Origin of the sequence: Streptomyces sp. WZ.A104 (assembly GCF_002382885.1) — a bacterium.
GTDB lineage: Bacteria > Actinomycetota > Actinomycetes > Streptomycetales > Streptomycetaceae > Streptomyces.
The window spans coordinates 52,059-64,550 of the sequence record NZ_NWVL01000047.1; the positions used below are offsets into that span (position 1 = coordinate 52,059).

At 72.6% G+C, this 12,492-nt stretch carries 12 protein-coding genes; 1 reads left to right on the forward strand and 11 read right to left on the reverse strand.

Translation table 11 applies throughout. The annotated features are described in order from the left end of the window. Positions 1–198: 198 nt before the first annotated feature. From pheT to infC, 7 genes are all read right to left on the reverse strand, one after another. Positions 199–2,712, reverse strand: a complete 2,514-nt coding sequence (gene pheT / locus CIB93_RS23830; protein ID WP_096629679.1) for a phenylalanine--tRNA ligase subunit beta — start codon at positions 2,710–2,712, stop codon at positions 199–201. Continuing rightward, positions 2,712–3,851, reverse strand: a complete 1,140-nt coding sequence (gene pheS, locus CIB93_RS23835) for a phenylalanine--tRNA ligase subunit alpha (protein ID WP_096629681.1) — start codon at positions 3,849–3,851, stop codon at positions 2,712–2,714. Before pheS ends, pheT begins: the two co-directional genes overlap by 1 nt. 169 nt (positions 3,852–4,020) lie before the next feature. Beyond that, on the reverse strand, positions 4,021–5,181 hold the full coding sequence (locus CIB93_RS23840; RefSeq protein WP_096629682.1) for an ATP-binding protein: 1,161 nt from the start codon (positions 5,179–5,181) through the stop codon (positions 4,021–4,023). 203 nt (positions 5,182–5,384) lie between these two features. Then, positions 5,385–6,230 (reverse strand): RNA methyltransferase, encoded by an 846-nt coding sequence (locus CIB93_RS23845; protein ID WP_096629684.1) that lies wholly within the window; start codon positions 6,228–6,230, stop codon positions 5,385–5,387. Between the two features lie 113 nt (positions 6,231–6,343). After that, positions 6,344–6,727: a 50S ribosomal protein L20 gene (rplT, locus tag CIB93_RS23850; protein ID WP_003970214.1), complete on the reverse strand. Its 384-nt coding sequence runs from the start codon at positions 6,725–6,727 to the stop codon at positions 6,344–6,346. 107 nt (positions 6,728–6,834) lie between these two features. Then, positions 6,835–7,029 carry a 50S ribosomal protein L35 gene (gene rpmI / locus CIB93_RS23855; RefSeq protein WP_003970213.1) on the reverse strand — a complete coding sequence of 65 codons (195 nt, stop codon included), beginning with the start codon at positions 7,027–7,029 and terminating at the stop codon, positions 6,835–6,837. Between the two features lie 120 nt (positions 7,030–7,149). After that, a complete protein-coding gene (gene infC, locus CIB93_RS23860) occupies positions 7,150–7,809 on the reverse strand; it encodes a translation initiation factor IF-3 (RefSeq protein WP_096629686.1) in 660 nt (219 codons plus the stop codon). A 397-nt stretch (positions 7,810–8,206) separates the two neighbouring features. Here infC and CIB93_RS23865 point away from each other — a divergent pair, with 397 nt between their 5' ends. After that, entirely contained in the window at positions 8,207–8,569 is a 363-nt protein-coding gene (locus CIB93_RS23865; protein ID WP_096629687.1) for a DUF1844 domain-containing protein, read from the forward strand. A gap of 100 nt (positions 8,570–8,669) precedes the next feature. On the opposite strand, the gene CIB93_RS23870 is transcribed toward CIB93_RS23865, so the two are convergent. From CIB93_RS23870 to CIB93_RS23885, 4 genes are all read right to left on the reverse strand, one after another. After that, a complete protein-coding gene (locus CIB93_RS23870; protein ID WP_096629689.1) occupies positions 8,670–9,386 on the reverse strand; it encodes an MIP family channel protein in 717 nt (238 codons plus the stop codon). Between the two features lie 105 nt (positions 9,387–9,491). Further along, positions 9,492–10,220 (reverse strand): SseB family protein, encoded by a 729-nt coding sequence (locus CIB93_RS23875; protein WP_096629690.1) that lies wholly within the window; start codon positions 10,218–10,220, stop codon positions 9,492–9,494. 124 nt (positions 10,221–10,344) lie between these two features. Continuing rightward, positions 10,345–11,532, reverse strand: coding sequence for a type VII secretion-associated serine protease mycosin (gene mycP, locus CIB93_RS23880; RefSeq protein ID WP_096629692.1), 1,188 nt, complete (start codon positions 11,530–11,532; stop codon positions 10,345–10,347). Then, a complete protein-coding gene (locus CIB93_RS23885) occupies positions 11,529–12,455 on the reverse strand; it encodes a hypothetical protein (RefSeq protein ID WP_096629693.1) in 927 nt (308 codons plus the stop codon). Before CIB93_RS23885 ends, mycP begins: the two co-directional genes overlap by 4 nt. Positions 12,456–12,492: the final 37 nt, after the last annotated feature.

Below are 12,492 nucleotides of genomic sequence, written 5' to 3' on the forward strand. Positions count from 1 at the left end.
GGCAGCGCGGACGGCGCCAGGACCGCACGGCCCACTGACCGACGACGAAGGAGGGTGGCTGCGGAACGGAGGCTCGGAACCGCGTTCCTCCCGGTTCCCCGCCGGATCCGGCGTGTGGTCCCTCCGCCACTCGGCGGGAGAAGGAGAAGGGGCGTATCCGGTGGCCGGATACGCCCCTTCTCAACGCCTTCGCAGCTACTACGCCCCGCGCAGCACCGCGCCCGTGCGCTCGGCGGCCAGGGCCACCGCGCTGTCGCGGGCGGCCGAGGCCTCCTCCACGGTCAGCGTGCGGTCGGCGGCGCGGAAGCGCAGCGCGTACGCCAGGGACTTGTTGCCCTCGCCGATCTGATCGCCGGTGAAGACGTCGAACAGCCGCAGCGATTCGAGGAGTTCACCCGCGCCCTCGCGCAGCGCCCGCTCCACGTCGGCGGCCGGGACGTCCCCGGCGACGACGAGGGCGACGTCCTGGGTCGCCACCGGGAAGGTGGAGATCCGGGGCGCCTGGAGTGCTCCGTCGACGGCCCGCTCCAGGACGTCGAGCTCGATCTCGGCGGCGCAGGTCCGCTCGGGCAGGTGGAGCGCCTTGATGACGCGCGGGTGCAGTTCGCCCGCGTGTCCGAGGAGGGTCTCCTCGCCGTTCACGGTGACGTACAGCGCGGCGCAGCGGCCCGGGTGCCACGGGGCGTGCTGGTCGGCGCGGACGACGACCTCGACACCGGCCTCCGCGGCGATCGAGCGGGCGGCCTCGACGGCGTCCGCCCAGGTCGCCGGGGTGCCCTTGCCCCACCAGCCGGCCTGCTCGCGGGCGCCCGCGAGAACGACGGCGGCGCGGCGCGGCTGACGCGGCAGGGCCGCGTTCAGTCCGGCGATCTCCTCGTCGGTGGGGCGGCGGTCGACGGGCAGCCGGACAGCCTGGGTCTCCTCGCCCGTGGGCCGGAAGACCAGGCCCGTCTCGAAGAGCGCGAGGTCGTGGCTGCCGCGGCCGTCGTTGCGCCGCAGTGCGCCGAGGAGGCCCGGCAGCAGCGTCGTGCGCAGCGACGGCTCCTCGTCGGAGAGCGGGTTGACGAGCTTGACCGTGCGGCGGCGCGCGTCGTCCGCCTCCAGGCCCAGCTGGTCCAGGACCGCGTCGCCGATGAACGGGTAGCTCAGCGCCTCGACGTACCCGGCTCCGGCCAGCACCCGGCCGATGCGGCGGTGGAGCCGCTGGCGGTCGGTGAGACCGCGGCCGGAGGGGGGCGTCGGCAGGGTGGACGGCAGGTTCTCGTAGCCCTCCAGCCGGATGACCTCTTCGGCGAGGTCGTTCGGCTCGTTCAGGTCGGGCCGCCAGGACGGGACGGTGACGATCAGCTCGTCCTGCCCGTAGACGTCGCAGCCGACCTGCTGGAGGCGGCGGACGACGGTCTCGCGGCCGTACTCCACACCGGCGACCTTGTCCGGGTGGTTCGCCGGCATGGCGATGGTGCGGGGCGCGTGGGGCGCGGTGATCTCGGTGACCCCGGCCTCGGCGGTGCCGCCCGCGAGCAGGACCAGCAGGTCGACGGTGCGCTGCGCCGCTGCTGCGGCGGCCTGCGGGTCAACGCCGCGCTCGAAGCGCTTGGACGCCTCGGAGGACAGCTTGTGGCGGCGCGCGGTGCGGGCGATCGAGATCGCGTCGAAGTGCGCGGCCTCGATGACGACCTCGGTGGTGAGGGCGTGCTCGCCGTCCGCGTCGGCGATCTCGGTGTTGGCGCCGCCCATGACGCCCGCGAGGCCGATCGGCCCGCGGTTGTCGGTGATGACCAGGTCCTCGGCGTCCAGCACGCGCACGGTGCCGTCAAGCGTGGTGAGCTTCTCGCCCTGCTGGGCGCGGCGCACACCGATGGGGCCTTCGACCCGGGTGCGGTCGTAGGCGTGCAGCGGCTGGCCGAGCTCCAGCATCACGTAGTTGGTGATGTCGACCGCCAGCGAGATGGGGCGCATCCCGGCCTTCTGGAGGCGGCGCTGCAGCCAGATCGGGGAGCGGGCCTCGGGCTGGAGACCGGTGACGGTACGGGCGGTGAAGCGGTCGCAGCCGATCGGGTCGGAGATCTGGACCGGGTAGCCGTACGCGTTGGGCGCGGGCACGTCCAGCAGCGCCGGGTCGCGCAGCGGCAGCCCGTAGGCGGTCGCGGTCTCGCGGGCGACACCGCGCATCGAGAGGCAGTAGCCCCGGTCCGGGGTGACGGCGATGTCGAGGACCTCGTCGACGAGCTGGAGCAGCTCGATCGCGTCGGTGCCGACCTCGTGCTCCGGCGGCAGCACGATGATGCCGTGCGTTCCGTCGTCGCCCATGCCCAGCTCGTCGGTGGAGCAGATCATGCCGTGGGAGGTCTTGCCGTACGTCTTGCGGGCGGCGATCGCGAAGTCGCCGGGCAGGACCGCGCCCGGGAGGACCACGACGACCTTGTCGCCGACCGAGAAGTTACGGGCGCCGCAGACGATCTCCTGCGGTTCGCCGGTGCCGTTGGCGGTGCCGACGTCGACGGTGCAGAAGCGGATGGGCTTCTTGAAGCCCTCCAGCTCCTCGATGGTCAGGACCTGTCCGACGACCAGGGGGCCCTTGAGGCCCGCACCGATCTGCTCGACGGTCTCGACCTCAAGGCCGACGGAGACGAGCTTGGCCTGTACATCACGGCCGGTCTCCGTCGCCGGCAGGTCGACGTACTCCCGCAGCCAGGAAAGCGGGACGCGCATCAGATCTCCATCCCGAACGGCCGGGTGAACCGGACGTCACCCTCGACCATGTCTCGCATGTCTTCGACGTTGTGGCGGAACATCAGCATCCGTTCGATGCCGAACCCGAAGGCGAATCCGCTGTACTTCTGGGGGTCCACACCGCAGGCGGTGAGCACCTTGGGGTTGACCATGCCGCAGCCGCCCAGCTCGATCCAGCCCTCGCTGCCGCAGGTGCGGCAGGGGCGGTCCGGGTTGCCGACGGACTCGCCGCGGCAGACGTAGCAGACCATGTCCATCTCGGCGGACGGCTCGGTGAACGGGAAGAAGTTCGGCCGCAGCCGGGTCTTCATGTCCGGCCCGAAGAGCGCCTGGACCATGTGGTCCAGGGTGCCCTTGAGGTCGGCCATGGTCAGACCCTCGTCGACGGCGAGCAGCTCGATCTGGTGGAAGACCGGGGTGTGCGTGGCGTCCAGCTCGTCGGTGCGGTAGACCCGGCCGGGGCAGACCACGTAGACGGGGGGCTTGCGCTCCAGCAGCGAGCGGGCCTGGACCGGCGAGGTGTGCGTACGCAGCACGACGCCGGACTCGTCGCCCTCGGTCGCCTTGCCGTCGGGCGTGGTGCCCTGGACGAAGAAGGTGTCCTGCATCTGGCGGGCCGGGTGGTCGGGCACGAAGTTCAGGGCGTCGAAGTTGAACCACTCCGCCTCGACCTCGGGGCCCTCGGCGATCTCGTAGCCCATGGCCACGAAGACGTCCGCGACGCGCTCCATGATGGTCGTCAGCGGATGGCGGGCGCCTGCCGGGATGCGGTCGTAGGGCAGCGTGACGTCCACGGCCTCCTCGACGAGCACCCGGGCGTCCCGCTCGGCCTCCAGCTCGGCCTGGCGGGCGGCCAGTGCCTTGGAGACGGCGCCGCGGGCCTGGCCCACACGCTTGCCCGCCTCGGCCTTGGCCTGCGGGGGCAGGGCGCCGATCTCGCGGTTGGCGAGGGACAGCGGCGAGGTACCTCCGGTGTGCGCGGTCTTCGCCTGGGCGAGCGCGTCGAGGTCACCGGCGGCGGCGAAGGCGGCGAACGCCTCGTCCCGCAGGCGCTCGATCTCTTCCGGTTTCAGTGCCTCGACCTCGACTGGGTCGTACGACTTGTTCGGTGCCGACATCTCTTCCCGTGCTTCCGATTGGCTGATGGCGCGACCCGGCTCGACGACCGCAGGACGCAAAGGTGCCAAAGGTCGAGTCTAAAGGCCGCAGGACGGTCGGGGAGCCCGTGGGCTGCTCACACCCTCCCGTCGCCCACCACCACCCTGCCTGATTGCTGCGCAAACCCCTCTACTTCAGATAGGCGGGCATGCTCACAGGCAGAATAAATCGGAATTCGGCTCCGCCGCCGGGCCCCCGGTCGACGGTGATGGTTCCGCCGTGGGCCTCGACGATGCCCTTGACGATATAGAGCCCGAGGCCCGTGCCGCCGCGCTTGCTCCCCCGCCAGAAGCGGGTGAAGACACGGCCCATCGACTCCTCGGGGATGCCGGGGCCCTCGTCGCTCACGGTGACAGCCGTTCCCATCTCATCGCTCGTCCCCGGCGCGGGTGCCGGGGCGATCTCAATGGTGACGGTTCCCTCGCCGTGGCGCACCGCGTTTTCCAGGAGGTTGCCGAGGACCTGGTCGACCTTGTCGGGGTCGGCCCAGAGGGCGGGCAGCGGCCCCCCGGCGCGGACACGGAAGCGTTCGGGAGCCTGGCCGCCCGTGATCAGGCCCTGGACGTGGCGGGCGACGGCGGCGGAGACGTCGACGGGCTGGCGGCGCAGCTCCAGCCTCCCGGAGTCGATCCGGGAGATGTCGAGCAGTTCCGCGATGAGCCGGGTGACCCGTCCGGCGTCCGCGTCGACGGTCTCCAGCATCAGCCGCTTCTGGTCGTCGGTGAACCGCTCCCACTTGGCGAGGAGGGTGGCGGTGAACCCTTTGACGGAGGTCAGCGGGGAGCGCAGCTCATGGGCGACGGTCGCGATCAGCTCGGCGTGGCTGCGTTCGGTACGCCGACGGGCCTCGGTGCCGCGCAGCGAGACCACCACCCGGCGCACGGGCCCGGTGGGCGTCTCGCGTACGTAGCGGGCGGAGACGAGGACCTCGCGGCCGCCGGGGAGCAGCAGATTGCGCTCGGGCTGGCCGCTGCGGGTGGCGAGACCGCCGTACGGGTCGGTCAGCGGCCACCAGCGCTTGCCCTTGAGGTCCTCCAGCGGGAGAGCCGCGTCCAGGGGGCGGCCGATCGCGGCGGCGCGGGAGGTGTCGGTGATGCGGGAGGCGGCGGCGTTGAAGCAGATGACGCGTCCGCTCTCGTCGGCGACGACGAGACCGTCGGGTAGATCGTCCGGGTCGATCCCGAAGCCGTCGAGGCCGTCCGGACCCGTCTCCGCGCCGTCCGGGTCCTCGCCCGCGGCGCTTACGACGGCGGTGTGCGCCGGTCGCGGCGAGCTCATGCCGACAGCCATATTCCCGTATCCCCACCTCTCGAACCGGTGCAGTGGGCCCCCGAGTTCGTCACCCTACTAGCCGCCGGTGAACCGGCGACACCCTGTGGGGGCGCGGACAGGAGTGCGCCGGTGGGCGGGGCTCGGGATTGGCCGGGATCGTACGCTGACGGGCCGTCGGGGCGCTGCTCCGGCGGGGGCCGGAGCAGCGGGCGGATGCTCCGTTACGCGCCGGGGGCGCGCCGCGGCCGCTGCGCGCGGGCGGAGGCGTAGAGGCAGACGGCGGCCGCGGTGGCGAGGTTGAGGCTCTCCGCCTTGCCGTGGATCGGGACCCGGACGACGGCGTCGGCGAGCGCGCGGGTCTCCTCGGGCAGCCCCCAGGCCTCGTTGCCGAAGACCCAGGCGGTGGGGCCGCCCATGGTGCCCGCGTCCAGCTCGTCGTCCAGGTCGTCGGCCCCGGCCCCGTCGGCGGCGAGGATGCGCACCCCGGCGTCGCGGAGCCCCTGCACGGCCTGTTCGACGGGCACGCCGACGGCGACGGGCAGATGGTAGAGCGAACCGACCGAGGCGCGCACCGACTTGGGGTTGTAGAGGTCGACGGATGCGTCGGTCAGGACCACGGCGTCCGCGCCCGCCGCGTCGGCGCAGCGCAGTACCGTACCGGCGTTCCCGGGGTCGCGTACGTTGGCCAGAACCGCCACCAGGGTGGGCTTCGCGTCCAGGATCTCCTGGAACGGGGAGTCCAGGAAGCGGCAGACGCCGATCAGGCCCTGCGGGGTGACGGTCTGCGAGACGTCGGCGAGGACGTCGTCGCCGGCCAGGTGGACCCGGGCCCCCGCCGTGTGGGCCGCCTCGACGATGTCGGCGTACCGGTCGGCGGCCTCGGGGGTGGCGAACAGCTCGATCAGGGTCGGCTCGCCGTCGCCGCCCCGGTGCGCCGCGGCCTCGCGTACGGCCTGCGGCCCCTCGGCGATGAACCGGCGCTCCTTGCCGCGGAAGTTCCGTCTGGCCAGCCGGCGGGCGGCGGCGACGCGCGGGGAACGCGGGGAGATCAGTTCGGGGGTGCCCATGGTCGGCGGCGAGCCTCTCTGCGTACGGCGGTGGGGGTCGGCGGCAACGCACCGGACCCGCAGGCGGCGTGCGCCTGCGGGTCCGGTTCGCGTACCTGGAAGGAGCGCCTGGGTCAGGCGGCCTTCGGGGCGTTGACGTCGCTCGGGAGGGCCTTCTGAGCGACCTCGACGAGGGCGGCGAACGCGTTGGCGTCGTTGACCGCGAGCTCGGCGAGGATCTTGCGGTCCACCTCGATGTTGGCGGCCTTCAGACCCTGGATGAGGCGGTTGTACGTCATGCCGTTCTGGCGGGCAGCGGCGTTGATGCGCTGGATCCAGAGCTGACGGAAGTCGCCCTTGCGCTTCTTGCGGTCGTTGTAGTTGTAGACCAGGGAGTGGGTGACCTGCTCCTTGGCCTTGCGGTACAGGCGCGAGCGCTGACCGCGGTAGCCGCTGGCGGCTTCGAGGATTGCCCGGCGCTTCTTGTGGGCGTTGACTGCCCGCTTGACGCGTGCCACTTGTTAACTCCTTGTAGCGGGGCCGTGGGTGTCCTCACACGGCCCGGAAACGAATTGGTCCCGGTGTGATCGAGGTCGTGCCTCCGGGGCGAGCCGGAGGCCGGACCTCACTTGCCGAGAAGCTTCTTGATCTTCTTGGCGTCGGCCGGAGCCACGACGACCGTGCCGGTCAGCGAGCGGGTCTTCTTGGACGACTTGTGCTCAAGAAGGTGGCGCTTGCCGGCCCTCTCGCGGAGCACCTTGCCGGAGCCGGTGATCTTGAAGCGCTTGCTGGCACCGCTGTGCGTCTTGTTCTTCGGCATCGCGCCGTTCTCTCCTCGTCAGTGGCGCCCCTCACGGTGCGGAGCACCGGACAGCAGGGGCGTCAGATCTCTATGGGATTCCGGGGGGACCCGGGGCCGCCTGGATGGCAGCCCCTGAGGTCACGCCTCGGAAGGTGTCTCGGCCGAAGCCTCGGCCGCGTCGGCCGGAGCCTCGGCGGTGTCGCCCTGGGACGGTGCGTCGGACGAACCCTGACGCTCCGCCTTGCGGGCGGCCTGGGCCTCACGGGCTTCGGCCATGGCTTCGGTCTTCTTCTTGTGCGGGCCCAGAACCATGATCATGTTCCGGCCGTCCTGCTTCGGGTTCGACTCGATGAAGCCGAGGTCCTCGACATCCGAAGCGAGACGCTGAAGCAGTCGGAAGCCCAGCTCGGGGCGGGACTGCTCACGACCACGGAACATGATCGTGATCTTGACCTTGTCGCCCTGCTTGAGGAACCGGACGACATGACCCTTCTTGGTGTCATAGTCGTGCGGGTCGATCTTCGGCCGGAGCTTCATCTCCTTGATGACCGTGTGCGCCTGGTTCTTGCGCGCCTCACGGGCCTTCATGGCCGACTCGTACTTGAACTTCCCGTAGTCCATGAGCTTGCACACGGGCGGACGGGCGGTCGCCGCCACCTCGACCAGGTCGAGGTCGTACTCCTGTGCGAGCTCCAGGGCCTTGGCAAGCGGAACAATCCCGACCTGCTCGCCGCTGGGACCGACAAGTCGCACCTCGGGAACGCGAATCCTGTCGTTGATGCGGGGCTCGGCGCTGATGGATCCTCCTCGGTAGCACCACGCGACCGCCTGGCAGACAGCCGCGTAACGTCTGTTTCGTCAAGACCAACCGAGCCGGAAGCACAAAAATGCCCCGGACGGGACACAGGCGGGGCTCCAGGAACTACCGGAACACCGCCGCGGTGAACCGCGGGGCTATCGGGCGGGCCCATCGTCCGTACGGAACGATGGTCGCCGCCTGACCGGTGACCCGCCGTCCTTCACGGACAGCCAGGTGGGAGATCGGAGCCTCCACTTGCGGGCCGGGCACATAGATGTCCGGCCGGTCGTTTTACGAGGCTAGCACCCTGTGCACGCATGCGCTAATCCCGCGCCTCCCCCGCCGCCCCCGCCTCCCGCGCGCGGGAGGGCGATGGCCTGGCCTTATCGTGTGGGCATGAGTGACGCGACCCCCAGCAGTGAGAACCCCGGCTTCGACGACATGGCCCGCGACATCGCGGAGGTCCCCGCGGTCGAGGTGATCGTGACGGTCGCCGTCAACCTGATGAGCGCCGCCGCCGTCAAGCTCGGCCTGACCGAGGAGGGCGAGCAGCACAAGGACCTCGACGAGGCCCGCAAGCTGGTCCACGCGCTGGCCGGACTGCTGGACGCGAGCGCCACGGAGATCAGCACCTTCCACGCCTCGCCGCTGCGCGACGGCCTGAAGTCCCTCCAGCTGGCCTTCCGCGAGGCCTCGCTGGTGCCGGACGACCCGGGCCAGGGTCCCGGCGAGAAGTACACCGGCCCGGTCTACAGCTAGCCACCCCTTCTCCCCGTACGCGCCCGTACGCGAGAGCCCGCCGTCCCCCCCGTGGGGCGGCGGGCTCTCGCGTACGGCGGCATCGGGGCCGGGCGGAGCCTCACAGGGCGTCCTCGGTCTCGGCGGCCTCTCCGGGCAGCGGGTTGGGGTGGGTCAGCCGGTGTACGTAGGCGGCGATCACCCCGCCGACGAGGGGCGCGACGATGAACAACCAGAGCTGGGAGAGCGCTCCGCCGCCCGCGAAGAGCGCCGGACCCAGACTGCGCGCCGGGTTGACCGAGGTGCCGGTCAGCGGGATGCCCACGAGGTGGATCGCGGCGAACGCCAGACCGATGGGCAGTCCGCCGAAGCCCGTGATCGCGACCTTGCGGGTCACCGCGAGAACGACGTGGACGAGCAGGAACGTCAGCATCACCTCGGCGAGGAACGCGCCGCCGATGTTGATGCCGACGGCCGAGCGGTCTTCGTAGCCGTTGGTGCCGAACTCGCCGCTGGTCTCCAGTCCCGGGATCTGCTTCGCGAGCAGGAAGAGCAGGGCCGCGCCGACGATCGCGCCGAGGAACTGGGCCGCCCAGCGCTCGACGGCGCTGCGGAGGTCGATCCGGCGGGCCATCAGCACGCCGAGCGTCACCGCCGGGTTCACATGGCAGCCGGAGATCGGGCCGAGCGCGTAGGCCAGCGCGAGGAGGGTGAAGCCGAAGGCGAGGGCGATGCCCACCGTGCCCAGGTACTCGACGGCGACCACCGCGGACCCCACGGCGAAGAACACCAGCAGCAGGGTGCCGAGGAACTCTGACGCCACGATCCGCGCGTTCATGCGACCACCTCGCGAGCTCGGTCGATTGTTCGGATTCCTCCGAATTTCTCGACAATTCTCACCGCGGCGGGCGCGTTGCGCGCGTCGGCGCCGGACGGCGGCCTCTCAGCGTGCGAACAGGGGCTCACCCGGAGTGTTCGTCCCGGCGGGCAGCAGAGCAAGGTCCAGCCCGTTCACCAGACGGGCCCGCAGGACCTCGCTGTCCGCCAGCGCCTCACCGATGCGGCGGGCCGCCTCGGCGGGGACCGCGTCCGGGGCCAGGACGAGCGCGAGGGTGCCGTCGGCGCTGCCGGGCCCGAGGTGGGCGCGGACGACGGCGGGGTCGGCGGCGGCGATCTCCCGCACGGCCCCGATGACGGCGGGGTCCTGGAGCGGGTCGGTGCTGGTGCGGTTCTCGGCGAGGGCCAGGAGCGCCCGCCCGGACAGCTCGAAGGCGACGGGCCCGGCGAGGTCCAGCACGACGGTGTCGGCCTTCTCGTGGGCGGCGGCCTGGAGCGCCTGGTGCAGCGGTACGGCGACGGGGCGCGCCTCCGGGTCCCAGCGGGCCAGCGAGTCCGTCGAGGTGAAGGCGGGCAGCGCGCGCCGGTCGCCCGCGTGGAGGGTCGGCACGGCCATGTCGCTGGTCTTCTCACGCCGCAGCCCCTTCTCGTCCTCCTCGACCTCGCCGAGGACGGCGACGACGGGGACCAGGAGCCGGGCGTCGCGCAGGGCCGCGAGGACCGGGCCGACGGCACTCCGGTCCCGGGACCAGGCCTCCAGTGCCCGGGTCAGGGCGGGGGATGCCGAGCCGTCGTCGTCGGAGAAACCGGAGTCCGGGATGTTCTTGAGCGCCACGGGACGAGGGTAGTGCCTGGGGCTTCGCCGGTTGTCCGCAGGTCGGGCCGGGCGGAGATCGGGAGCTGTGCCCGTGCGCGCGACGGCGTGGGCCGATCGGGTGGGCGGAGGCGGTGTCGCTCGTTCAGCGGCGGCCGGGGGCGTGGGCGTCGCGGCCGCGCCACAGGACGACGGCGACGACCAGCAGGGCGGCGCCGAGGCCGCCCGCGAGGGGGGCCGCCCAGTGGGCGGCTTCCTCGTCGGTACGGGACGGGGCCGGGCCCGCGCCGAAGTACCGCCCCCGGTGTCCTGTCCGCGCCGCCTGGGCGTTCAGGTCGGCGGGGCGCAGCCGGGAGCCCGCCTCGATGGCCTCCGCCGGATCGACGATGCCGTAGCCGCGGGCGTCGTCGCGGCCCTCGGCGGGGGCGTCCCGGGCGGTGTCGGCGAGCAGCTTCTTGATCTGGGCGGGGTCGAGGCCGGGGTGGGCGGCGCGGACCAGGGCGACCGCGCCGGAGACGAAGGCGGCGGCGGCCGACGTACCCCACTCGATGTAGTAGTGCCCGTCGGGGTTGGCGACCACGATGTCCACGCCGGGGGCGCTGACGGTGGCGTACCAGCGGCGGGTGGAGAACGAGGCGTGGGTGCCGTACTTGTCGACGGCGGCGACCGCGATCACCCCGGGGTAGGCGGCGGGATAGGAGATCCGGTCCCCCTTCTCACCGCCGTTGCCCGCCGAGGCCACCACGGGGATGCCCTTGGACAGGGCGTACTGGATGGCGGAGTCCTCGCCCGGGTCGGGGTGGGCGGACTTGCTGTCGTCGCCGAGGGAGAGGTTGATGACGTCGGCGCCGTTGTCGGCGGCCCAGCGGATGCCGTCGGCGAGCGCGGAGCCACGGGTCTTGCGGGCCTTGGCGCGGGCCGGGTCCTTGGACTCCAGGATCACCCGGACGGGCAGGATGCGGGCCTCGGGGGCGATGCCGAGGATGCCGTCGGCGCGGTCCGGACCGTTTCCGCGTCCGGCGATGATCCCGGCCATCGCGGTGCCGTGCAGGGCCCAGGAGGAGTCGCCGCGGGCGGCGCCGAAGCCGATGAGGTCCCTGCCGGGGAGCACCTGGCCGGTGAGGTCGGGGTGGGCGTCGTCGACGCCGGTGTCCAGGACGGCGACGGTCACGCCCTGCCCCCGGGTGGTGGCCCAGGCCCGGTCGGATCCCAGGGCCTCCAGGGCCCACTGCTGGTCGCGGATCGCGTCCGCGTGGGCGGGGGCTGCGGGGGTGAGCGCGAGGACGGCGGCGGCGCAGACCGCGGCGAGGACGCGGTGGGGTCGTCGGGTCATCCGGCCCGCTCCGTGAGGTCGTCGACGGTCGTCCGCAGCCGCCGCTCCACCCGGTCCGCGATGCCCTTCGCCTCGTGGCCGAGCCCGGCCTGCGCGATGTCCGTGGTGGCGCCCGCCGCCATCGCCTCGGCCGCGGGCTGGGGTGCGGCGACGGTACGGCCGTCCGCGAAGCCGGAGACGGCGAGGACGACGACGGGGATCTCGGTGAGCGGGTTGACGGTCCAGCTGGCGCGCTGCCCGTCACCGAAGGAGGCGGCGACGGTGCCTTCGGGGGCGTACGTACGGGGCATGAGGTCCTTGCGCGCGGTGAGCCTCTGCTCGGTGAACCGGGTGCGCAGGGCCTCCATGGCGGGGGCGTCGGCCTCGGTGAAGACCAGGCCGACGGTGGTGACGCTGGAACGGGTCGCGTCGGTGTACGTGGCGCGCACGAGCCGTTCGCAGCCGACGGACCTGAGGGTGGTTCCGAGCAGCGGGTCCAGCCCCTGGCCGCAGGTGCTGTCGGCGGCGACGGCGACCCGCTTCCAGGTGCGGTGGGTGCCGCCGGGGCCCGCGCCCCTGCCGTCGAGTGTGCGCGGGAAGAGCGTGTCGACGGGAACGCTGTGCCAGGCGGTCCTGCCGGTGCTGTACGGGGTACGGGTGGGCTCGGCCGAGGAGTCGCCGGTCAGCCATGCGCCGGTGGCCGCCCCGCCGATCAGCCCGAGCCCGAGCACGACGCAGGCGGCGGCCGACGCGGCCCGCCCCCGCTGCCGGGGCCCCGGCGGGACGGGCCGCAGCCGCGTGGTGGTCTCGACGGGCGTCTCCGGGTAGCCGTAGCGGTCCGGTGCGCGGTACGGGGGCCGGTGCGGGTGGGCGGCTCCCGGTGCGGGCGTGAGGTCGACGGCACCGACGGGCCTGCGCCGGGTGGTGGCGGGGGGCGGGCCCACGTGCGGGGGGTGCGGGGCGCTGGGGGTGTCCTGGTGC

Bases quoted from the DNA above. Each gene is read 5' to 3' on its own strand.
- CIB93_RS23845 (WP_096629684.1), bottom strand. From the start codon at position 6,230: ATGGGCACCCCCGAACTGATCTCCCCGCGTTCCCCGCGCGTCGCCGCC.
- rpmI (WP_003970213.1), bottom strand. From the start codon at position 7,029: ATGCCGAAGAACAAGACGCACAGCGGTGCCAGCAAGCGCTTCAAGATC.
- CIB93_RS23865 (WP_096629687.1), top strand. From the start codon at position 8,207: ATGAGTGACGCGACCCCCAGCAGTGAGAACCCCGGCTTCGACGACATG.
- CIB93_RS23840 (WP_096629682.1), bottom strand. From the start codon at position 5,181: ATGGCTGTCGGCATGAGCTCGCCGCGACCGGCGCACACCGCCGTCGTA.
- mycP (WP_096629692.1), bottom strand. From the start codon at position 11,532: ATGACCCGACGACCCCACCGCGTCCTCGCCGCGGTCTGCGCCGCCGCC.
- pheT (WP_096629679.1), bottom strand. From the start codon at position 2,712: ATGCGCGTCCCGCTTTCCTGGCTGCGGGAGTACGTCGACCTGCCGGCG.
- pheS (WP_096629681.1), bottom strand. From the start codon at position 3,851: ATGTCGGCACCGAACAAGTCGTACGACCCAGTCGAGGTCGAGGCACTG.
- CIB93_RS23870 (WP_096629689.1), bottom strand. From the start codon at position 9,386: ATGAACGCGCGGATCGTGGCGTCAGAGTTCCTCGGCACCCTGCTGCTG.